Origin of the sequence: Methylobacterium sp. Leaf112 (genome assembly GCF_001423295.1) — a bacterium.
GTDB lineage: Bacteria > Pseudomonadota > Alphaproteobacteria > Rhizobiales > Beijerinckiaceae > Methylobacterium.
This window is the reverse complement of the sequence record NZ_LMNG01000003.1, coordinates 80,754-102,473: the sequence shown is the minus strand read 5'-3', so window position 1 is coordinate 102,473 and position 21,720 is coordinate 80,754. Positions and strand designations below refer to the sequence as shown.

Below are 21,720 nucleotides of genomic sequence, written 5' to 3'. Positions count from 1 at the left end.
CTCGGTTGGGATTGCCCCGTTTCTGTGGACGGTTAGGGGGCTTGGCTGAACAGGGGCTCGGGTAACGGGTCCGGCTGGGTTTCCTGCTCGTAGACGACGGGCGAGCGGTATCCGAGCGCCGAGTGCCGTCGCAGCGGATTGTAGAAGCCCTCGATGTAGCTGAAGCAGGCCATCCGTGCCTCGGCCTGTGAGCGGAAGCGACGGCGGGCGAGCAGTTCGCATTCGAGGGTCGAGAAGAAGCTTTCAGCCATGGCGTTGTCGTAGGCATCGCCGACCGAGCCCATTGAGGGTCGCACGCCCGCCTCCTGACAGCGGCTGCCGAAGGCTAGCGACGTGTATTGTGACCCCTGGTCCGAATGATGGATCACGTCGCGGGGCCTGCGCTGGGTGACGGCCATCTCCAGGGCGTCCAGGACGAGTTCCGACCGGAGGTGGTTGGCCATCGCCCAACCGACGATCCGGCGGCTGAAGGCGTCGAGCACGACGGCGAGGTAGAGGAAGCCGGCAGCAGTCGGCACGTAGGTGATATCCGCCACCCAGAGCTGGTTCGGGGCGGCGGCGGCGAAGTTGCGGTCGACGAGGTCGGGAGCCGGACGCGCCTCCTGGTCCCGCCGCGTCGTAACAGAGCCACCGCGCCGATGGCTGGCCCCGACGAGGCCGGCCTCGCGCATCAGCCGGGCAATGCGTTTGCGGGAATGCCGCTCGCCCTGCTCGCGCAGGTCGGCGTGGACGCGCGGCGCGCCATAGGTCTCGTGCGAGCCGAGATGGACAGTGCGGATCCGCTTCAGCAGGGCAGCGTCCGCCACGCGTCGCGCCGAGGGCTGCCGGCCGGCCCAGGCATAGTACCCGGCCTTCGACACGCCGAGGGTGCGCGCCATCACCGTGATCGGGAAGTCGGCCTGGTTGGCGCTCATGAACCGGAAGACCCCGACGGCAGAACTCCGGTCTCCCGCGCAAACCAGGCTGTCGCGCGAGAGAGGATATCGCGCTCCAGCTTCAACTGACGATTCTCACGCCGTAGCCGAACGAGTTCGTCGCGCTCGGCCGTCGTCAGGCCGGGATCGGCACCTGGGAGCTTCTCCTCCCGACGCCCCTCGCCACGGTCGACCTCAGCGACCCAGTTCCGAATAGTCTGCCCCGAGGGTTCGAACTCGCGAGCCAGATCGGTGGGATCACGGCCGGCGCGGACCAGATCGACCATCTGCCGGCGGAACTCGGCTGGGTATGCGGGACGGGTCTTGGGCATCGGACAAACACCTCACGCGAAAGCGTTCTCGGTGTCCACCAAACCGGGGCAATCCCACTTCATAGGCCGCGACAAGGTCGGATGGGCCTTCACTCTGACGGCTGCGGCCTACAACCTCGTCCGCCTGCCAAAGCCGCTCAGAGCCCTGGCGTGAGCGTCCTGGGCAAGTGGCGGATCGTTGAGCTGCCCGGCTACGCGGACGACTACGCCGACATGGTCGAGCCGGCTCTACATCCTCTTCGAGGACGGCATCCTCTTCGAGGACGGCCGCGGTGAGTTCGCCTTCGGGTGTGTCACCGGAGCTTCCGCTGGCGGAGCCACCCGCGGGAGCGATCGCGCCGCCATCGTGTTCGACTGGATTGGCAATGACGAGGGGGATGCGGTCTGCGGCTCGGGATCGGCCGAGGTCCAGGCCGACGGCTCGCTTCGCGGCAAAATCCGCGTCCACCACGGCGACGAAATCCCCTTCATTGCCCGCCGTTGGCTGACTTCTTCAACACCCTGTTAGGTAGGCCGTCATCGAGCCGCGAGCCAACGGAGCCGAACGGCGGTGACGGCCACGTCCCTCCGACCGCTCGACCCTTCTATGAAGTCGATCGCGACGACTCCACCCCGGCGGCCTCGCAGACGATCTGGAGGCAGCGTGAGCGGTCCTGCGGGTCCTGGATCCGGCGAAAGGCGTCGACCAAGGCCGCGCATTGCTCGATCAGGACGGCCTGTTCGGTCCTTACGGCCGCGTTTGGCCGCGCGCCGTCCATCGCGGGTTGGCCTGCCCCTGGGAGGGCGGGGGTCTCCCCCAGCTGCGCCGTGGTGATCCCGAGCGTGTCCGCGATCCGCGCCAGGTAGTGCTGCCGGATCTGGAGAGGGCCCTGTCGTCGCTCGGCGTCGGGATCCGCGAGGTTGGCCTGGAGTTCTTCGAGGGCATTCAATCTACGGCCCATCGTAGGTCTCCCGGTTGAACGAGCATCCGTCCTGGATGTGCAGCGGCGCATATGATTTTATTGCCATATCTTATCATGGATTAATATGCGAGAATTTACATTTGTTATTCGGACCTCTGTTTGGTATCTCTAGCATCGGCTATGTTGCTTAACGACAACTATCTGGGAGAGCTGCGGGGCGCAGTGGAACAACGCACATCATACGAAGACGCAGCGATGCAGATTTTATTGCAGGATGCCCTCGATGCCTCCGATGTGATCGGCCGTTGGGAGTACGACGTTCCGAACGACCGGGCGTACGCGGACGCGCTCGTGGCCCGGGTGTTCAACCTCGACCCCATCGCGGCCAAGAGCGGTGCTCCCCTGAAGGCCTTCCTGGCCGGCATTCATCCCAATGATCGCGAACGCGCGGCCCAGACCATTGCTCGCAGCGCCGAGGACGGCCTCGTATGTACCTTGGAGTATCGCGTTCGCTCCGCCGATGGGGTGACGCGCCGGGTCCTCGATCGCGGCCGCTTCGCCCATGATCGTGCAGGACGCCCGACCCGGGGCAGCGGTATCCTCGTCGACATCACCCAGACGAAGCCGGATACGGTCTCGGGCCTCTCCGCATCCGATCTGAGAACCTCCGATCTGAGACCCTCCAATCTCAGAGGATCCCTGGAACGCGCGGCCGAGCATGGCCTCGTCGTTCGCGCGGCGATCCATGAACTTCCGCCCTCCGTGCTGCACCAGATGAGCGACATGCTCCTGCTGGAGATCGGACGGCGGCTGGCGCAGATCACGGACGTCCGGCATCAGGGCGGATGATCTGACCCTGGACGCGGCATTCCCGTTCCGAACGGCAAATTCGGTTCGAGGACAGCCCGCCCGCCGATAGGCTCGTGACCAACCGTGAACCGAATCGATCATCCGGCCTCCCACCGTCGGGCCGACCCGCAATCCGCAGGGGACGGCCCCCCGCCGCCACCCGCCTCGTCCCGGGCCCCGCCTTGCGGCCCGGCCACCGCCCGCGTATGCGGCTGGATTGGGGTGCCGCAGGCCCCCGCCCCCTTGAATCAATAGGGATGGGACGACGATGGCGGGAGCCGCTCCGGTCGCGATCATTATGGGCAGCCAGTCCGACTGGGCGACCATGCGGCATGCAGCCGAAACCCTCGATGCCCTCGGGGTCGCCCACAGCGATCGCATCGTCTCGGCCCACCGCACCCCGGACCGCCTCGTCGCCTTCGCCAAGGGCGCCAAGGCCGAAGGCTTCCAGGTGGTGATCGCCGGGGCCGGCGGCGCCGCCCACCTCCCCGGCATGACCGCCGCCATGACCCCCCTCCCCGTGCTCGGCGTTCCGGTGGAATCGAAGGCCCTGTCGGGCCAGGACAGCCTGCTGTCCATCGTCCAGATGCCCGCCGGCATCCCCGTGGGCACCCTCGCCATCGGCCGTGCCGGCGCCGTCAACGCGGCGCTCCTCGCCGCCGCCATCCTGGCCCTGACCGACCCGGACCTCGCCGCCCGCCTCGAAGCCTGGCGCGCCGCGCAGACCGCGAGCGTCGCCGACCATCCGCAAAGCGATCTCCCTTGAGCGTGCCGTTTGTCGTGAACACCTTGCCCGAAGTCCAGCCCGGCTTGCCCGAAGTCCAGCCCGGCTCCACCCTCGGCATCGTCGGGGGCGGCCAGCTCGGCCGCATGATCGCGCTCGCCGCCGCGAATTACGGCCTCAAGGTCCACGTTTTCGCCCCCGATGCCGACAGCCCGGCCTTCGACGTCTGCGCGCACCAGACCGTGGCGGCCTACGACGACGTGGAAGCCCTCGCGCGGTTCGCCGCCAGCGTCGACGTCGTGACCTACGAGTTCGAGAACATCCCGGCCGCCGCCGCCGAGGCGCTGGCCGCCAAGGCCCCCCTGCACCCCAATGCCGGCGCCCTCGCCACGACGCAGGACCGGCTGACGGAAAAGAGCTTCATCAACGGCCTCGGCATCGAGACCGCCCCGTATCGGGCCGTCGACACCGCCGAGGACCTCGTGCGGGCGCTCGAAGAGATCGGCCGCCCGGCGATCCTGAAGACCCGGCGCTTCGGCTACGACGGCAAGGGGCAGCGCATGATCCGCGCCGAGGGCGCGATCGACGCCGCCGCGATCCTGGGCGAATTCGACGGCGCGCCCTGCATCCTCGAAGGCTTCGTGCCCTTCGAGACCGAGGTGTCCGTGGTGGCCGCACGCGGCCCCGACGGGGCGTTCGCCGCCTACGAGCCCTGCGCCAACGAGCACCGCGACCACATCCTCGCGGTCACCCGCGTGCCAGCCCCCGGCATCGCGCCCCAGACCGAGGCCGCCGCCATCGCCATGGCCCGCCGCATCGCCGAGGCGCTGGACTATGTCGGCATCCTCGCCGTCGAGATGTTCCTGGTGCCCCAGGCCGACGGCCCCGCCCGGGTGGTAGTCAACGAGATCGCCCCGCGGGTCCACAATTCCGGCCACTGGACCATCGAGGGCGCGACCACCTCGCAATTCGCCCAGCATGTGCGGGCCGTCTGCGGCTGGCCTCTCGGAGACCCCGCCCGCGTCGGCGGCATGGCCGTCGAGATGCACAACCTCATCGGCGACGAGGTCTCGGACTGGACCGCGCTTCTGGCCCAGTCGAGCGCGCACCTGCACCTCTACGGCAAGGGCGAGGCCCGGCCCGGCCGCAAGATGGGCCACGTCACCCGGCTCCTCCCCAAACCCTGATCGTCCCGCGAGCGCCCCATGTCCGAACTCAGTCTTGCCGCCGCCCAGACCCTCGTCGCCAAGGCCCTCGAGGCCGGCCGCGCCCATGGGCTGAAGCCCCTCGTGGTGGCGGTGTTCGACGCCCGCGGCGCCCTGAAGGCCCTGGCCGCCGAAGACGGCACGTCCCTGCGCCGGGCCGAGATCGCCATGGGCAAGGCCAACGGCGCCCTCGCGCTCGGGCTGGGGTCCCGCGCCATCGCCAAGCGGGCCGAGGCCGACCCGACCTTCATCGCCGCAATGAGCCACCTCGTCGGCCCCGCCGCCCTGGTGCCGGTGCCGGGCGGCGTCCTCATCCGCCACGGCGACACGCTGCTGGGCGCCGTCGGCATCTCGGGCGACACCTCGGACAACGACGAACTCTGCGCCGTCGCCGGCATCGAGGCGGCGGGGTTTTCGGCGCAGACCGGCGCTTGAGATCGTACGACGATACGCCCTGTGCCACGCCGTACGATCCTCATCGAGCGGCCTGGAATTCGCATTCCTAACCTGTCGCGGCGAGCGCCGGGCTTCTTTCCTGTCAGGGAGGGCGATCGTCGATGCGGGTAGCGGTCTGTCTTCGTCAGAGGTACAGTGTCGAAGACGCGAAGCGCCCGTTGCGCATCCCCTCGCCCCGCCTGCGGGGAGAGGGGGATGCGCCCAAGCGCTCCGCGCGACGGGCCGAGGGCTGATGCAGGCGCGATCCTCCGTCTGTACCGGCATTGCCTGGAAGGATTGGAGGCCTGGCGCGCTCCACGCCATCGGTTCGGCGAAGGCGGCATGAGACCCGCCCCGCACCGCCGCCAGTGCCTCGCGGGACTCGCCGCCGCCGCCCTCGCGCGCCCGGCCGAGGCCGCGCCGGCCGGTCTCTACCGGCGCGGGAACGACGCCGATCCCGGGACCCTCGATCCGCACAAATCCTCGACGGTGGCCGAGGCACACATCCTGCGCGACCTCTACGAGGGCCTGCTCACCTACGACAACCACGGCCGCATCATCCCCGGATGCGCCGAGGCCTGCACCGTGTCGGGCGATGGCCTCACCTACACCTTCACCCTGCGGGAGCGCGCGCGCTGGTCGAACGGCGATCCGGTGGTGGCGAACGATTTTGTGTTCAGCCTGCGCCGCATCCTCGATCCGGCCCTGGCGGCGAAATACGCCGAGGTGCTGTTTCCGATCCGGGGCGCGGCGGCCGTCAATCGCGGTGCGGCAGCGCCCGAGTCGATCGGGGTGGACGCGCCGTCGGCCCGGACCCTCGTCCTTACCCTCGAGCGGCCGACGCCGTACGTCCTCGAACTCCTCACCCATTCCACCGCCCTGCCGGTCCATCCGGCCACGGTGACGCGATTCGGCGCGGCGTTCACCCGGCCGGAGAACCTCGTCTCCAACGGGGCCTACGCGTTGCGCGAGGCGGCACCGAACGACCGGGTCATCCTCGTCCGCAACCCGCATTTCCACGCGGCGGCCGATGTCGCGATCCCCAGCGTGGCGTTCCTGCCGACGCCGGACCTCGCCAGCGCCGTGCGGCGCTACGCCGGCGGCGAGATCGATTCCCTGGCCGACCTCCCCGCCGATCAGATGGCCTCCCTCCGGGCGCGGTTCGGCGGGCAGGTGGTGCTCGGACCGTCGCTCGGGCTCTACGCCCTCGCCCTCGACACCCGCCGGGCGCCCTTCGACGACGTCCGGGTGCGCCGCGCCCTGTCCCTCGTCATCGACCGCGAGTTCCTGGCCCAGCGCCTGTGGGGCGAGACCATGGACCCGGCTTATTCCCTGTGTCCGCCCGGCCTCGACCATTACCGGGCGCCGCCGGAACTCGCCGGCCGCGACGCCCTGCCCATCGACCGCGAGGACGAGGCCCGGGCCCTCCTCGCGGCCGCCGGCTTCGGACCGGGCCGCCCCCTCGCCCTCGAGTATCGCTTCAACGCGAGCGACAACAACCGCAACACCGCGGTGGCCCTGGCGGAGATGTGGCGCGGCATCGGCGTCGCCACGCGCTTCACCTACACGGACGCCAAGACCCACTTCGCCTATCTGCGCGAGGGCCGGCCCTTCGACGTGGCGCGGGTCTCGTGGATCGCGGATTATTCCGACCCGCAGAACTTCCTCTTCCTGCTCCAGAGCGGCAACGACACCCTCAACCCCGGCCATTACGCCGACGCCGCCTACGACGGCCTGATGCGGGACGCCGCCGGGGAGACCGACCTCGCCCGCCGGGCCGACCTGCTGTTCCGGGCTGAGACCATCGTGGTGACGGATCTGCCCTGGATCCCCGTGATGCACACCCGTTCGAAGGCCCTGATCAGCCCGCGCCTCTCGGGCTACCGTCCGAACCTCCGCAACGCCGCGCCGACCCGCTTCCTGAGGCTCGAGGCGTGATCGGCTTCGTCCTGCGCCGCCTGCTCCAGGCGGTGCCGACCCTGCTCGCCGTGGTGACCGTGAGCTTCTTCCTCATCCGCCTCGCCCCCGGCGGGCCGTTCGACCTCGAACGCCCCCTGGCGCCGGCCGCCATGGCGGCGCTGCAGGAGACCTACGGTCTCGATCAGCCCCTCGCCGTGCAGTACCTGCGCTACCTCGGCGCCCTGGCGCGCGGCGATTTCGGGCCGTCCTTCTCGTTTCGCGACCGCGGCGTCGCCGAAATCTTAGGCCACGGCCTGCCCGTCTCCATGACCATCGGCGGCCTCGCCCTGGGGCTGGCCCTCGCGCTCGGCATCGGCCTCGGCGCCGGGGCGGCCTTCCGTCCGGGCCGCCTCCTCGATCGCGTCGTCGGCCTCGGCGCCGGCCTCGGGGTCGCGGTGCCGACCTTCGTCGTCGCCCCCCTCCTGCAGATCGTGTTCGGCCTCGGCCTCGGCTGGCTCCCCGTCGGAAGCTGGGAGGGCGGTGCCCCCGCCCACCTCGTCCTGCCGGTGCTGACCCTGGCCCTGCCCCAGGCCGGCCTCCTGGCCCGCCTCACCCGGGCGTCGCTGCGCGAGACCCTCGCCCTGCCGCACATCCGCACCCAGCGCGCCATGGGCCTGCCGCGCCGGCGCATCGCCCGTCATGCCCTGCGGGGCGCCCTCCTGCCCATCGTGGCGATCCTCGGCTCCACCGCCGCCGCGCTCCTCACCGGGTCCGTGGTGGTCGAGACCCTGTTCGGCCTGCCCGGCCTCGGCCGCACCTTCGTGGATGGCGCGCTCAACCGCGACTATACGTTGGTGATGGGCACCGTCGTGCTGGTCGGCGTGTTCGTCATCGGCCTCAACCTCGTCGCCGATATCCTCTGCGCCCTCCTCGACCCGCGCCTGCGGATCGCTCGATGAGGGGCTTCGTCCGGCGCCTGTTCCGCCACCGCTCGGCCACCGTCGCGCTCGGGTTCCTCGCGGCCGTGGCGCTGGCCTGTCTCGTGGGTCCCGAACTCACGGGCCACGACCCGGGGCGAATCTATCCCGACCTCGTCGGGACGCCACCGGGCCTCGCGGCGCATCCCCGGCCTGGAACGGTGCGCCCGGCCCTGGAACGGCTCGCGTTCCGCATGCGCGTGACGGTGCGCGCCGTTACAATCCGGGATGGAACGGCGCACGTGACCGTGGATGCGCCGCGCTCGATCGACCCGCGCGTGCTGACCTACCTGCCCCGCTCCGACCTGTTCGGACCGGCGACGATCCTCGAGCGGGCGGAGGACGGGCGCCGCCTCGTGGTCTCCGTGCCGGTGCTGGAACAGCGCTTTCTCCTCGGCACCGACGTCCTGGGGCGCGATCTCCTCACCCGCACCCTCGTCGCCGGCCGCGTCTCCCTCGTCATCGGCCTCGTCGCCACCGGCGTCGCCCTCCTCATCGGGCTCACCTACGGGGCGGTGGCGGGCTACGCCGGCGGGCGCGTTGATGCCGTGATGATGCGCCTCGTCGACGTGCTCTACGCCCTGCCGTTCGTGTTCTTCGTGATCATGCTGCTGGTGTTCTTCCGCGCCGGTCTCGGGCTCATCCTGGTCGCCATCGGCGCCGTCGAATGGCTCGACATGGCCCGGATGGTCCGGGCCCAGACCCTGTCGCTCCGCCAGCGAGACTTCGTCCGCGCCGCCGAGGCCCTGGGCCTGTCCTCGGCGCGGATCCTCGTCCGTCACATCGTGCCGAACACCCTCGGGCCCGTCACCGTCGCCGCTACGGTGTTGGTTCCAAAGGTCATTCTCTTGGAGAGCTTCCTGTCGTTCCTCGGCCTCGGGGTGCAGGAACCGCAGACGAGCTGGGGCGCCCTCATCGCGGAGGGCGCGCGGGCCATCGAATCCGCCCCGTGGATGCTCGCCGCCCCCGCCGCCTTCCTTGTGACGACGCTGCTGGCCCTGAACGTGCTGGGGGATGCCCTCGGCGAAGCCCTCGACCCGCGCCGCGACGCCCTCACCGCCCCGCGGTGAGCCCCGGATAGACCACCCGGACGGAGAGTCGCTCCCGCGACGGTTCGGCGACGGCAGGCTTGGCGTTGGCAGGCTTGGCGTTGGCAGGCTTGGCGTTGGCAGGCTTGGCGTTGGCAGGCTTGGCGTTGGCAGGCTTGGCGTTGCGCCGCTCGGGCTCCGCCGCGCCCGTCGACCAGGTCGTGATCACATCGGTCGGCCGCAGGTGCCACCACGCGAAGCCGGATCGTGCAGGATCCTCCGTAGCGACGGATCGAGAACATACGATGATCAGGAGGGCCGCGAGGCCGGCGCGGGACAGCATGGGAACGGTGCATCCGGAACGAGGATGCTATTCCACCCGACGAACGATGAAAGCTTGGCGGAACCGTTGCCGAGTCCGGCGGATTGCCCACACTTCAGTCCCAATACGCTTAACGAGGTATCGATGGCGACCAAGGCAGAGACCGCGTCCGGCCCTACGCCGGAGCGGGTGCCCATGGGCACCGTCATCGACACCGACATCGCCGCCCGCCTCGACCGCCTGCCCTGGGGACGATTCCACGTCCTCGTCATCGTGGCGCTGGGGATCACGTGGGTTCTCGACGGGCTCGAAGTGACCCTGGCCGGCTCCCTCGTCGGCGCACTCCGCGCCGCGCCCATGAGTTTTACGGAGTTCGACATCGGCTTGGCGGCGAGTTCCTACCTCGTGGGTGCCGTCGTCGGCGCCCTCGGGTTCGGCTGGCTCACGGACCGCATCGGGCGCAAGAAACTCTTCTTCATCACCCTAGCCCTCTACCTCGCGGCCACCGCCGCCACGGGCCTCTCCTGGAACATCTGGAGTTTCTGCATCTTCCGCTTCCTCACCGGGGCGGGCATCGGTGGCGAGTACACGGCCATCAACTCGACGATCCAGGAACTCGTCCCCGCCCGCGTGCGCGGCTGGACCGACCTCGTCATCAACGGGTCGTTCTGGATCGGCGCCGCCCTTGGCTCCTTCCTGTCCATCGCCGTCCTGCGCCCGGGCATGATCGACCCGGCCTGGGGCTGGCGCATCGCCTTCTTCGTCGGCGGCGGCATCGGCCTCGTGATCCTGCTCCTGCGGACCTGGATTCCCGAAAGCCCGCGCTGGCTCGCCACCCACGGCTACGTGGCCGAGGCCGACCGGGTCGTCACCGGTATCGAGAAGCGCTTCATCGACGAGGGTCTGACCCTGCCGCCCGTCGATCCGGCCAAGCGCATGAAGTTGAGGACTCGCAGCCACACCCCCTTGGGTGAGGTGTTCGGCACCATGCTGGGCGGCCACCGCAAGCAGACCCTCGTCGGCCTCGCCCTGATGGTGGCGCAGGCGTTCTTCTACAACGCTCTGTTCTTCACCTACGCCCTCGTGCTCCAGCGCTTTTACGGCGTTCCGGGCGATCATGTCGGTTGGTACCTGCTCCCCTTCGCGCTAGGCTCCTTCCTCGGCCCGCTGCTGTTGGGACGCCTGTTCGACACCTGGGGCCGCCGCCAGATGATCGCCTTCACCTACGGCATCTCGGCGGTGCTGCTGACCATCACCGGCTACCTGTTCAAGATCGAAGTGTTCGGCCCCGTCGGCCAGACGGCGGCCTGGATGGTGGTATTCTTCTTCGCCTCCGCCGCCGCGAGCGCGGCCTACCTCACCGTAGCAGAGACCTTCCCGCTTGAGATCCGAGCGCTGGCCATTGCGGTGTTCTACGCGCTCGGCACCGGGATCGGTGGCGTTTCGGGGCCGCTCCTGTTCGGCGCCCTCGTGGAGACGGGGTCGCGGGACAATGTCCTCATCGGCTACGCCATCGGTGCAACGCTCATGGCGATCGCAGCCATCGTCGGTGGCATCTGGGGCACGGCCGCCGAAGGCAAGTCGCTGGAAGACGTCTCGAAGCCGCTTGCCGCGGCGTGAGGTTTCGTGATGCCGGGCGAGCTGCAACCGGAGCTCTCACATCGTGTTGATGGAACACAGATCTTCGGAACTCTGAGCGGGACCCCATCGATGCGCAGCTTTCTCCTGACGTCCACCGCACTCGTTTTAGCAACCTCGGCTCTCGCACAGGGCACCGGCCCCGCCGAGATCCGTCAGCCGGGACCGCCCCGGATCACGACGCCCGGGACATCCGATACGCCGGTGGTGAAACCGGGTGGGATCGACAATGGCGGCCCGGGCTCGATCGGCTCGGTGGCCCCGGGCGCCACGGGCGCGGAGACCCGCTCGAATAATTCCGGCGCCAGCGGCAATGCCGAGCAGAACACGAAGCCGATCGGCAACACCGGCGGCGGTGGCGGCGGCGGAAGCTGAGGCTACCCTTCTCCGTCGCGGCGCGCCTGGAAGAACCCCCGCAGGAGTGCGGCGGCTTCGGACTCGCGAAACCCGCCGTACACCTCCGGTGCGTGGTGGCAGGTCGGCTGGTTGAAGACCCTCGGGCCATGCTCGACACCGCCGCCTTTCGGGTCGTAAGCCCCAAAGTACAGGCGGCGAATCCGGGCGAACGATATCGCGCCCGCACACATCGGGCAGGGCTCGAGGGTCACGTAGAGATCGCAATCCGTCAGACGTTCCGTGCCGAGCGCCGTGCAGGCGGCGCGGATCGCCAGAATCTCCGCATGCGCCGTCGGGTCCTTGAGGGCACGGGGACGATTGTGCGCCTTGGCGACCACCCGACCGTCCAGGACCACCACCGCGCCCACTGGCACCTCCCCTTCCAGCGCCGCATGACGGGCAGCGTCGAAGGCGTGTCCCAAAGGATCATCGGTGTCGAAAGGAAAGCGCACAGACATCCATCCCTTACAGTCGGGTCGCCGCGACCCGAACAAATGTTGGCTTTTATCGCGCCCGGTGTGGTTCTGCCGAGCGAGAGATGGGAACAACAGTCGAGCTGGTACCGTTTGATGTGCAACGCGGCCGAGCCGCCCGTTTCGAAAGAGGGTCTCACGATGAGCAGCACCACCGACAAGATCAAGGGCGTCGCCAACGAGGCCATCGGCAACATCAAGCAAGGTATCGGCAACGCGACCGATAATGACAAGCTCAAGGCCGAGGGAAAAGCCCAGGAACTGAAGGGTGAGACCCAGAAGACTGTGGGCGATGCCAAGGACGGCATCAAGAATGCCGCCGACACGGTGAAGAGCAAGATCTGAACCTTGTTTTGGCGTGAGCGTCCCAGCAGAGATTGGTGACGCAGAAATCCGGAAGGGCGGCCTTTGGGCCGCCTTTTCGCGTTCGTGCGCCTGCACGGTCGGGAAGCGGCTGTCGATCGGGATATCTCGCAACAGCGCCCCTGCTCTGTTATGGGGGCACGATGAGCGACAACATCGACGACAAGACGGGCGGGTCCGACGACACGCCCGCCACACCTTCCGTATCGACGCAGGCCGAAGCAGCCCCCTGGTCACCCGCAACCGATGCCGGCGTACCGGGCCCCTCGGCCGAGGAACAGCCGAAGGTGCGCAAGGCCGCGATGCCTTCGCGCGGCGGCGACGCGCCCCTCCGGCGCAAGCCCACGGCGCCTGCCGCGGCAAAGCCCGCCGGTAAGCCGGCTGCGGGAGAAGCCGACGAGCCGGAAGGTACGGCATCGACCCATGAGGGTGAGCGCATCGCCAAGGCCATCGCCAGGGCCGGCATCGCGTCGCGCCGGGACGTCGAGTTGATGATCGAGCAGGGCCGGGTGACCCTGAACGGCAAGATCCTGACCTCGCCGGCCATCAACGTGACCGCCGCCGACGAGATCACCGTTGACGGCGATCCGCTGCCCGAGCGCGAACGCACCCGCCTGTGGATCTACCATAAGCCGCGCGGTCTGGTGACGACGGCACGCGATCCGGAGGGGCGCCAGACGGTGTTCGAGGCGCTGCCGGAGGATCTGCCTCGGGTCGTGGCCATCGGCCGTCTCGACATCAACACCGAGGGCCTGCTGCTCCTCACCAACGACGGTGGTCTCGCGAAGGTCATCGCTCACCCTGATACGGGTTGGCTGCGCCGCTACCGCGTCCGGGCCCACGGCGACACGACCCAGGCCGAACTCGACAAGCTGCGGAAGGGGGTGACCATCGACGGGATGGATTACGGCCCCATCGACGCGGTGCTCGACCGGGCATCCGGGGACAATCTGTGGCTGACGCTGGGCCTTCGCGAGGGAAAGAATCGCGAAGTCAAACGGATCCTCGAGCACCTCGGGCTCGCCGTGAACCGGCTGATTCGCCTCTCCTTCGGGCCGTTTCAGCTCGGAGACCTCGAAGCCGGCCTGACCGAGGAAATTCGCACCAAGGTCCTCAAGGAACAGCTTGGCCCCGGCCTGTCCGAGCAGGCGGGTGTCGATTTCGAAAGCCCGGTTCGCGAGCCCATCGCGCCGTTCGGGTCGCCAAAACAGCAATCGAAGCAGCCCGCGCGTAGCGCTTCGGCCGCCCAGCAGCGTGAACGCCGCGACTTCGACAACGGCGAGGCGCGGCCTCAGCGCAGCGCCGATCGTGGCGCATCGCGCGGGGGCGACCGCCCCATGTACAAGCCGACCGCACCCGCGCGCGTGCCCACCGGCGGCAACAGCGCCGGCCCGCGCCGCTCCGTCTGGCGCGCCGAGGAGGAGGCTCCGCAGGACGATGGCCCGCGCCGGGTGAAGATTCCCCGCCGGGGCGCCGATCCGAAGGCCGAGCGGGAGGCCGCTGCCGCACGGGGCCGCGAGCGTGTCGGTTCCATCGGCACGGGCGATCGCCGCGTGCTGGTCGAACGCCTGAAGGCCAGTCCGCAGGAGCCGGCGCCCGAGCCGCATCGCCGCGATCGCGGTGCCCGTCGCGACGATGCGGCAACCGGTGAACGTCCGGTGCGTACGGTTCGTCAGGCCGATGCCCGTGCCGCGCGCCAGAACGAAGCCGCCGAGCGCCCACAGCGCCGTTTCGACGCCGATGCCCGGCTCCAGCGCCGGGACGACGCTCCCCGCGGCCAGGGTGCGCCCCGTCCCTTCGCCCGACCGGACAATGCCGAGCGGCGTGGTCCTCCCCGGGGTAGCGACGAACGTCCGCGCACCTTCAAGCCACGCGATGGCGGAGGATTCGCCGAGAGAGGCGAGCGCCCGGCGTTCAACCGAGGCGCGCCGCGAGGCGACAAGCCATCCGGTTTCCAAGGTGACAAGCCCGGAGGATTCCGGGGTGGCGACGATCGTCCCGGCGGGTTCCGCGCGGGTGGGGGCAAGCCTGACGGCTTCAAGCCCGGCGGCTTCAAGGCGGGTGGCTTTAAGGGGGGCGAACGCTCCGGCGGCGGGGATCGCGACATCGGTGCTGAGCGCTCCGGGGCCGATCGCGGCGGCTTCCGTCCCGGGGACAAGCCGGGTGGATTCAAGGCCGGCGGAAAACCCAGCGGTTTCGGCAAGCCTGGCGGTTTCGGCAAGCCCGGTGGCGGCAAGCCCGGCGGCAGCGGTGGCAAGCCGGGTGGGTTCAAGGCCGGCGGCGCGGGTCGCGTCGGCGGAGCCAAACCTGGTGGCTTTGGCGGTCGCGGTGGCTCGGCCGGCAAGCCCGGCGGCGGCGCGGGTCGCCCGCCGCGCGGCGGTAGCCGGTGAGGATCGTCGGCGGCGACCAGCGCGGTCGCCGCCTCGCCACCCCGAAGACCGAGGCCATCCGTCCGACATCGGACCGCCTGCGGGAAGCGGTCTTCAACGTGCTGACGCACGCCTACGACGACGCGGTCGTGGGCGCGCGAGTGCTCGATCTCTTCGCCGGGACGGGGGCGCTCAGTTTCGAAGCCCTGTCACGGGGGGCCGCCTATGCGCTCCTCGTCGACGAGGGGGCGGAGGCACGCGGCTTGATCCGAGAGAATATCGAAGCGTTCGGCGCTGAGGGGCGGACCCGGCTGTTTCGCCGGGACGCGACCCGCCTCGGGCCCGTCGGCACCAGCGGCACTTTCGGGCTCGTCTTCTGCGATCCGCCGTACGGGCGTGATCTCGCTCCCGCGGCCTTGGCCTCGGCGGCCTCCGGGGGGTGGCTCGTCCCCAACGCCCTGGTGGTGGTCGAGGAGACCGCGAGCGTCACCATCACGCTGCCGCTGGATTTTCGCGAGCTGGAACGCCGGGTCTACGGCGACACCGCCGTGGCTTTCGTCCGCTTCACCGGCTGACGCTTTTTCGCGGGCCTCGGCTTGTTCGAAGGCCGGCATCCCCAAGCGGTGAGCTCAACGCCGGCCGAACAACCGCTCGATGTCGGCGAGCTTCAGGGCAACGAAGGTCGGGCGACCGTGATTGCACGTGCCCGACAGGGGCGTCGCCTCCATCTCCCGCAGGAGCGCGTTCATCTCCTCCGGACGCAGGCGCCGGCCCGCGCGGATCGAGCCGTGGCAACTCATGCGGGACAGGATGGCTTCGAGGCGTCGGCTGAGGGGACCACCGCCCTCGTCGCGTCCGTCGAGGCTGCCGTCCTCCAGTCCGCTGCCCGCCAGGGCGTCGAGGATATCGATGACGAGGGTTCGGGTCGAGGCGCCGGCGAGGACCGCCGGCACTTCGCGGACGAGCACGGCTCCGGTGCCGAAGGCCTCGAGTGAGAGCCCGAGGCGCTCGAGGTCCGGCGCGGCGTCGAGGAGGCGGGCGGCATCGTCGGGCGCCATCTCGACCACATCGGGAATCAGCAGGCCTTGGCGGGCGATACCGCCACCCGCGCGCTCGCGCTTCAGCCGCTCGTAGACGAGGCGCTCGTGCGCGGCGTGCTGATCGACCAGCACGAGGCCGTCCCGGGTCTGGGCGACGATGTAGGTTTCGTGAAGCTGAGCCCGCGCTGCGCCGAGCGGATGGTCGGCGGCGGCCTCCGCCTCTTCGAGATGTGCCGCGCCCTCACGGCGCAGATCGGCGCTCGGCGGGGCGAAATCGTGGGTGAACGCAGCCTGGGGTGCCTCGTCGAACCCGGCCCGGAACGGCGTCCCGTCCCGGGCCGCCGGGAAGCGCCCCGGGGCACCGAACGACGGCAGGCCACGCGGCAGGGTCGGCGATGCGGACGGCCGCGCACCCCACCCCGTATGCGCCTGCAGCGAGCGCCCTTCGTTCGGCTCCCCGTGGGCTGCCGCGGAACCCATCGGAAGTGATTCCGATCGGAGGGCGTCGAGGGTGCGAGCCGCCGTCGTCGTCGCCGTACGGGCGCCGGCTCGGCGCAGCGCCTCGTGGATCGCGCTGACGATGAGACCGCGCACGAGGGCCGCATCGCGGAACCGCACCTCGGTCTTGGCCGGATGGACGTTCACATCGACGAAGGCCGGGTCGCACGTGATCGACAGGGCGAGCACGGGATGGCGATCGGAACTCATGGTGTCGGCGTAGGCGCCCCGCACGGCACCGAGTAGCAGGCGGTCGCGCACGGGCCGGCCGTTCACGGTGAAATGGATCTGGTTCGCGTTGCCCCGGTGGAAGCTCGGCAGACCGACATGGCCGGAGAGCGCGAAACCCTCCCGCGCCATGTCGAGGGGGATCGCGTTGGCGCCGAACTCCGGACCGAGCACCGCCGTCAGGCGTCGCAGCACGGCGGCGGGCCCGCCTTCGCCCTCGGCCGGAAACACCAGGGGATTGCCACCCTCCGAGCGCAGCACGAGGCGGATGCCCGGCTCGGCCACGGCAAGGCGCCGCAGGCCTTCGCTGATGGCCGCCGTCTCGGCCCGGTCGGATTTGAGAAACTTGAGGCGGGCCGGCGTCGCCGAGAAGAGGTCCGCGACTTCGATACGGGTCCCGCGCGGACTCGGCGCCGGTCGCACCTCACCGCGCACGCCCGCATCCACCGTCAGGCTGTGCCCGGTCTCGCCCTCCGCCGTGCGGCTCGTGAGGGTCAGCCGCGCCACCGCGCCGATGGAGGGCAGCGCTTCGCCGCGAAAGCCGAGGGTGTCGATCCGGGTGAGGTCGCCGTCGGGCAGCTTCGAGGTGGCGTGGCGCTCCACCGCCAGGGCGAGATCCTGGGCATCCATGCCGGCGCCGTCGTCGACCACCCGGATAAGGCGCCGACCCCCGCCCTCGATGGTGACTTCGATGCTCCTGGCGCCCGCATCGATGGCGTTCTCCACGAGTTCCTTCACGGCGGAGGCCGGACGCTCCACCACCTCGCCCGCCGCGATGCGATCAACGAGGATCGGGTCGAGGCGGCGGACCGGTGCGAGGGGGCGGGATGGCGCGAGGGGCATGGCGGGACTATACGACCGCCTGCCGGCAGCCGGAAGGTGAACGGCCGACTCCCGGCGCGCTCTCCCGCATGGACCGAGAGAATGTCCTGACGGCGACGAGGCATGGGGTGACGGATACGCTGGAGCGCTGCCGTGTGGTTTGGGGGCGGACCGACCGCATCGCCGCCCCGCCGGCCCTACGCGTCGTGACCGATGCGATCTACCGTCCGGACATCGGGACAGCGCCCTGGAACCTGACCGGTCCGGATGGCGCCCTCCTCGAGGGCGCCGGCGGTTCGCAAGCGAAGGCTGAGGCTTGCGCCGACGCGGTTCCGCACCTCTATCTCGGCGCCCTCGCCGCGCATTACGGGCACTTCCTCGTCGGCACGCTCGGCCGGCTCTGGCCTCTCCTCGACTGGCGCGGCCCGCCGCCCCGCTTGCTCTGCCACGCCACCGGCGATCCGGCCGCCCTGCCCTTCCTGGCCCCGATCCTGGCAGCCTTCGGCCTGACCCCGAACGCTGTGATCCGTTTCGATCGGCCGACCCGCATCCCGCACCTCGTCCTGCCGGCACCGAGCCTGAAGGAACAGGCCTTCGCACACGCGGTCCATGCCGGCCTCGTCCAGGCCATCGGCCGCCCATTCTGGCAAAATGCCGTGGTGGATGGTACGGCGCGTCCCGCCTACCTGTCGAAGGCCAGGTTGGTCGCCGGTATCTCGCGCCTGCGCAACGAGGCGGCGCTGGAAGCGGCGCTCGCCCGGCGCGGTGTCGATATCGTCTATCCGGAGAAGCTCGAACTGCCCGACCTCGTGCGGCTGTTCTCGGAGCGTCGGGTGGTGATGGGCACGACGGGCTCGGCCTTCCATACGGCGGCCTTCGCCGCGCCAGGCCGGCGCATCCTCGGCCTCAACTGGGCCCCGCACCTCAATGCGAACTTTCCCCTGCTCGACGCCCTGAACCACACACGGGGGCGGTATTACCATCCCGTCGGCACCGAATCCGGTCCGGACGAGGGGTTCCATTTCGGATGGTGGGTGCCTGACCCGGACGCGGTCGCCGAGGATCTCGTGCACCGTGCCGCCCACTTCGACGATCTCGACGCCATCGATGCGGACCAGGACGCCGCCCGCCGCCGGATCGCACAGGGCCCGCTCGCCGAACGGGTCGCGCGCTGGCTCAGACGCCGCTAGGGCATCGTCCTGCTTACCGTCTCCGCGACGACGCCCGAACCCGTCGTTGTACCGGTTCCCCGCGTAGCCCGTTTCCACCCTGCGGGCCGATGCTCTCGCCGTCAGGCGACGCCGGCGCGCAGAAGGTCGTGGTAGTGGACGAGGCCCACGGGGCGACCGTCCTCGATCACCACCAGGGTGGTGATCTTCATCGATTCCTGGATCTCGAGGGCCTTCGCCAGAAGGGTTTCCGGCACCACCGTGCGCGGCGTCCCGCTCATCAGGGCTTCGACGGCGAGGCTGTCGAGGTCGCTGCGGAAGACATTGCGGCGCAGGTCGCCGTCGGTGACGATGCCGGCGAGTCGCCCTTCGTGATCGACCACGAGGACCGAGCCGAAGCCCTTGGCGTCGATTTCGCGGATGGCCGCGCGCATGGGCGTGCCGCGCGGAACCACGGGCAGGCGCTCTCCCGTGTGCATCACCTCCCGGACCTGACGCAGGGATGCGCCAAGGCGGCCGCCCGGATGGTAGATGCCGAATTCACGGGCCGAGAAGCCGCGGGCTTCGAGCAACGCGACGGCCAGCGCGTCGCCCAGTGCCAACTGCATGGCCGTCGACGTGGTGGGGGCGAGCCCATTGGGGCAGGCCTCGCGGGCTTTCGGCAGGGTCAGGCAGACATCGGCCTCCCGTCCGAGGGTTGAGCCCGGATTGGCCGTGATGGCGATGAGGCCGACACGGTAGCGACGGGCGTAGCCGATGATGTCGGCGAGTTCCGTGGTCTCGCCCGACCACGACAGCGCCACCACGACGTCCTCGGGCTGGATCATCCCGAGGTCCCCATGGCTCGCCTCCGCCGGATGAACGTAGAGGGCCGGCGTTCCGGTGGATGCGAAGGTCGCGGCGATCTTGCGTCCGATATGACCGGACTTGCCCATTCCCGTAAGGATCGCCCGGCCCTTGGCACGGCTGAGGCGAGCCACTGCCGCCGTGAACGGATCGCCGAGACCGTTGCCGATGGCCTCCATCAGGCACGCGAGCCCATCGCGCTCGGTTCCGATGGTGCGCAGGGCGGAAGCCATGGCCGGCGTCACACCGTCGATCGCACCATCAATCGCCGACGCCCCGTCCAGGGCCGTGTTCGCTGGCGGCATTCCACCCCGTCTCCTTGAACCCGAGGCCGTCCGGCGGTCCTCCATGCCGCGCCTATGGCGCGCGAATGTGGTCGCACGGCGGCCCGGGCGCCGAGGACGGCGCCCCGTCGGGAAGCGCCGTTGACGCCGCATTAACCCTGTCGGTTGTAGCGGTTTTAACCATGATCCACCCGTTTCCAACGGGGCGATCCCCCCGAGGCCGGGGCGCTCCCGGATGTGGGGACGTCCGGCTTCGCCTCGAAGGACGATGGTCCGTGATGCGTGTGCGGCCGACGGGTGAGTGGCGAAAGCGGAGCCTGCCCGGCCTCGCCCTGACGGCGGTGGCCGTCCTCGCCGGCACCGGCACCGTCGCGGCGCAGGTCTCGCGCGGCAACACGGCTCCGAGCTTCGGCACCACGGCCCAGACCGACCCCCTCGCCGACGCAACGGCAACCGACGCTGCCTCGCCACGCATCCCGCCGGCTTCCGATAGCGGTGCGGGTGTAGCGGGAAGCGGCGATGCAGCGGGGGGAGAGTCCGGAGCCGGACTGCGGATCCCGAACCGCGCGGCTGGCGGTACGCGGGTGTCCGGTGCGTCGAGCGGACCGAACAACCGTGACCTCGGCGCCGTGCTCCGTCGTCGAGCGGCGCCGGCCCGCCGTTTTGGATCGGCCACGACCCGGATCACGCGCCAGATCACTCAGACATCGCCCACCGATCTCCGGCTCACCCCGGTCATCCGGACGCCCGTGGTCGGCGTCCCCCTCCCGACCTCCCTTCCCACGCTTCTGCCGCTCGCCGGAATCCAGACCCCGGGCTTCCTTTTCGGCGGCAGCCTGCGCCAGCCGTTGGCCGTCGACCCGGCCTATGCCCCACTCGGGATCAAGCTCGGCACCTTCACGTTCCTGCCGGGCTTCGAGCAGAGCTTCGGCTACGACACCAACCCCGATCAAACCACGCGTCAGGCCGTCAGGCCGTCGGTGGCGCTGCGAACGGAAGCGGATCTCGCCTTTCGCAGCGACTGGTCGTCGAGCCAGTTGACCGGCGAGTTGCGCGGCTCGTACCTCGAGTTTCCGGACAACGACGCGGCGAGCCGGCCCAACGGCCTCGGCGTGACCCGATTGCGGATCGACGCCAACCGCGACACCCGCGTCGACGTCGAAGGCCGCTTTCTCATCGAGACGCAACGCACCGGCACGCCCGACCTCAACATCGGCGCGGCGACGCGCCCCCTCGTCATGAGCTACGGAACCACGGTCGGCGTGACGGAGGTGTTCAATCGCGTCCAGGTCTCGCTGCGCGGCCTCCTCGATCGTTCGCAGTTCGAGGATGCCCGACTGACCGATGGCACGATCATCACCCAGAGCGACCGCAACCTGAACCAGTACGGCCTGCAGCTCCGGGCCGGCTACGAGATCTCGCCCAGCCTCACGCCGTTCGTCGACGTTCTCGCCGACACCCGCGTCTACGACCAGCGGGTCGATTCCACCGGCACGCGGCGCGCTTCCGATGGGCTGACCCTCTCGGCGGGCAGCAGCATCGCACTGACGCGCTTCCTCGCGGGCGAGGTCTCGGCCGGGTTGCAGCACCGCACCTACAACGACCCGAACCTGCGCGACCTCACCGCTCCGGTCCTCAACGCATCCCTGCTGTGGACGGTCAGTCCCCTCACGGCGGTTCGTCTCAACGCGACGGCGGGGATCGTCGAGACGTCCGTCGCGGGCTCCAGCGGCGTGCGTACCCAGGCCGTCACACTGGAAGTCCAGCACGATCTCTTGCGCAACCTCTCGCTCATCGGCGGGCTCACCTTCGTGGCCAGCGACTACGACCGGGTGAACATCTCCGACCGTGGATTCTCCGGTACGGCGCGGATCGACTACCGCTTCAACCGGTGGCTGACCATGCGCGGCACCTACGTCTACCAGCAGGTCGACAGTTCGATCGCCACGTCGAGCTTCCACTCCAACACGTGGCTGCTCGGTCTGCGGGTGAACCCCTGACGCGCCG

The 21,720-nt window shown here is 69.8% G+C and carries 21 protein-coding genes; 15 read left to right on the top strand and 6 right to left on the bottom strand.

What is annotated here, in order from left to right; genetic code table 11:
• Window positions 1-32 precede the first annotated feature (32 nt).
• Window positions 33-1,246, bottom strand: a protein-coding gene (locus ASF52_RS03390) for an IS3 family transposase (protein WP_156629952.1) whose coding sequence is annotated in 2 segments (ribosomal slippage) — window positions 33-967 and window positions 967-1,246 — 1,215 coding nt in all. Because the reading frame shifts where the segments join, the coding sequence is not laid out codon by codon here.
• 178 nt (window positions 1,247-1,424) lie between these two features.
• Between ASF52_RS03390 and ASF52_RS03380 the strand changes: the two genes are divergently transcribed.
• A complete protein-coding gene (locus ASF52_RS03380; protein WP_244473678.1) occupies window positions 1,425-1,754 on the top strand; it encodes a hypothetical protein in 330 nt (109 codons plus the stop codon).
• Window positions 1,755-1,830: 76 nt separating this feature from the next.
• On the opposite strand, the gene ASF52_RS03375 is transcribed toward ASF52_RS03380, so the two are convergent.
• The gene (locus ASF52_RS03375; RefSeq protein ID WP_056303913.1) at window positions 1,831-2,187 is read right to left on the bottom strand and encodes a hypothetical protein; all 357 of its coding nucleotides are present in this window, start codon (window positions 2,185-2,187) and stop codon (window positions 1,831-1,833) included.
• A 120-nt stretch (window positions 2,188-2,307) separates the two neighbouring features.
• Between ASF52_RS03375 and ASF52_RS03370 the strand changes: the two genes are divergently transcribed.
• The 7 genes from ASF52_RS03370 (at window position 2,308) to ASF52_RS03340 (ending at window position 9,307) form a co-directional block, all read left to right on the top strand.
• Entirely contained in the window at window positions 2,308-2,997 is a 690-nt protein-coding gene (locus ASF52_RS03370) for a PAS domain-containing protein (RefSeq protein WP_156629951.1), read from the top strand.
• Between the two features lie 268 nt (window positions 2,998-3,265).
• Entirely contained in the window at window positions 3,266-3,763 is a 498-nt protein-coding gene (purE, locus tag ASF52_RS03365) for a 5-(carboxyamino)imidazole ribonucleotide mutase (protein WP_056167572.1), read from the top strand.
• A 104-nt stretch (window positions 3,764-3,867) separates the two neighbouring features.
• Complete coding sequence (locus tag ASF52_RS03360; RefSeq protein ID WP_244472919.1) at window positions 3,868-4,908, top strand: 5-(carboxyamino)imidazole ribonucleotide synthase; 1,041 nt, start codon at window positions 3,868-3,870, stop codon at window positions 4,906-4,908.
• 18 nt (window positions 4,909-4,926) lie between these two features.
• On the top strand, window positions 4,927-5,361 hold the full coding sequence (locus tag ASF52_RS03355; protein ID WP_056167568.1) for a GlcG/HbpS family heme-binding protein: 435 nt from the start codon (window positions 4,927-4,929) through the stop codon (window positions 5,359-5,361).
• Window positions 5,362-5,703: 342 nt separating this feature from the next.
• Window positions 5,704-7,299, top strand: a complete 1,596-nt coding sequence (locus tag ASF52_RS03350) for a peptide ABC transporter substrate-binding protein (protein WP_056167764.1) — start codon at window positions 5,704-5,706, stop codon at window positions 7,297-7,299.
• Window positions 7,296-8,219 carry an ABC transporter permease gene (locus ASF52_RS03345; RefSeq protein ID WP_056167565.1) on the top strand — a complete coding sequence of 308 codons (924 nt, stop codon included), beginning with the start codon at window positions 7,296-7,298 and terminating at the stop codon, window positions 8,217-8,219. Before ASF52_RS03350 ends, ASF52_RS03345 begins: the two co-directional genes overlap by 4 nt.
• Window positions 8,216-9,307 carry an ABC transporter permease gene (locus ASF52_RS03340; RefSeq protein WP_056167562.1) on the top strand — a complete coding sequence of 364 codons (1,092 nt, stop codon included), beginning with the start codon at window positions 8,216-8,218 and terminating at the stop codon, window positions 9,305-9,307. Before ASF52_RS03345 ends, ASF52_RS03340 begins: the two co-directional genes overlap by 4 nt.
• Here the strand turns inward: ASF52_RS03340 and ASF52_RS22905 are convergent.
• Complete coding sequence (locus ASF52_RS22905; protein ID WP_056167560.1) at window positions 9,291-9,608, bottom strand: hypothetical protein; 318 nt, start codon at window positions 9,606-9,608, stop codon at window positions 9,291-9,293. The two genes, ASF52_RS03340 and ASF52_RS22905, sit on opposite strands and share 17 nt — an antisense overlap.
• Before the next feature lie 123 nt (window positions 9,609-9,731).
• Between ASF52_RS22905 and ASF52_RS03330 the strand changes: the two genes are divergently transcribed.
• On the top strand, window positions 9,732-11,207 hold the full coding sequence (locus ASF52_RS03330) for an MFS transporter (protein WP_056167557.1): 1,476 nt from the start codon (window positions 9,732-9,734) through the stop codon (window positions 11,205-11,207).
• A gap of 90 nt (window positions 11,208-11,297) precedes the next feature.
• Complete coding sequence (locus tag ASF52_RS03325; RefSeq protein ID WP_056167554.1) at window positions 11,298-11,600, top strand: hypothetical protein; 303 nt, start codon at window positions 11,298-11,300, stop codon at window positions 11,598-11,600.
• 2 nt (window positions 11,601-11,602) lie between these two features.
• On the opposite strand, the gene ASF52_RS03320 is transcribed toward ASF52_RS03325, so the two are convergent.
• Window positions 11,603-12,079 (bottom strand): nucleoside deaminase, encoded by a 477-nt coding sequence (locus ASF52_RS03320; protein WP_056167549.1) that lies wholly within the window; start codon window positions 12,077-12,079, stop codon window positions 11,603-11,605.
• Window positions 12,080-12,235: 156 nt separating this feature from the next.
• Between ASF52_RS03320 and ASF52_RS03315 the strand changes: the two genes are divergently transcribed.
• The 3 genes from ASF52_RS03315 (at window position 12,236) to rsmD (ending at window position 15,401) form a co-directional block, all read left to right on the top strand.
• Window positions 12,236-12,439 carry a CsbD family protein gene (locus ASF52_RS03315; protein WP_056167761.1) on the top strand — a complete coding sequence of 68 codons (204 nt, stop codon included), beginning with the start codon at window positions 12,236-12,238 and terminating at the stop codon, window positions 12,437-12,439.
• Window positions 12,440-12,600: 161 nt separating this feature from the next.
• Complete coding sequence (locus ASF52_RS03310) at window positions 12,601-14,847, top strand: pseudouridine synthase (RefSeq protein WP_056167545.1); 2,247 nt, start codon at window positions 12,601-12,603, stop codon at window positions 14,845-14,847.
• Complete coding sequence (gene rsmD, locus ASF52_RS03305) at window positions 14,844-15,401, top strand: 16S rRNA (guanine(966)-N(2))-methyltransferase RsmD (RefSeq protein ID WP_056167542.1); 558 nt, start codon at window positions 14,844-14,846, stop codon at window positions 15,399-15,401. Before ASF52_RS03310 ends, rsmD begins: the two co-directional genes overlap by 4 nt.
• Before the next feature lie 54 nt (window positions 15,402-15,455).
• On the opposite strand, the gene mutL is transcribed toward rsmD, so the two are convergent.
• Window positions 15,456-17,435 carry a DNA mismatch repair endonuclease MutL gene (gene mutL / locus ASF52_RS03300; protein WP_056167539.1) on the bottom strand — a complete coding sequence of 660 codons (1,980 nt, stop codon included), beginning with the start codon at window positions 17,433-17,435 and terminating at the stop codon, window positions 15,456-15,458.
• A 107-nt stretch (window positions 17,436-17,542) separates the two neighbouring features.
• Here mutL and ASF52_RS03295 point away from each other — a divergent pair, with 107 nt between their 5' ends.
• Window positions 17,543-18,604, top strand: coding sequence for a glycosyltransferase family 61 protein (locus ASF52_RS03295; RefSeq protein WP_162241012.1), 1,062 nt, complete (start codon window positions 17,543-17,545; stop codon window positions 18,602-18,604).
• A gap of 101 nt (window positions 18,605-18,705) precedes the next feature.
• Here the strand turns inward: ASF52_RS03295 and ASF52_RS03290 are convergent, their stop codons facing one another.
• The gene (locus ASF52_RS03290) at window positions 18,706-19,662 is read right to left on the bottom strand and encodes a KpsF/GutQ family sugar-phosphate isomerase (RefSeq protein ID WP_244472918.1); all 957 of its coding nucleotides are present in this window, start codon (window positions 19,660-19,662) and stop codon (window positions 18,706-18,708) included.
• A gap of 329 nt (window positions 19,663-19,991) precedes the next feature.
• Between ASF52_RS03290 and ASF52_RS03285 the strand changes: the two genes are divergently transcribed.
• On the top strand, window positions 19,992-21,713 hold the full coding sequence (locus ASF52_RS03285) for an outer membrane beta-barrel protein (RefSeq protein ID WP_056167532.1): 1,722 nt from the start codon (window positions 19,992-19,994) through the stop codon (window positions 21,711-21,713).
• Window positions 21,714-21,720: the final 7 nt, after the last annotated feature.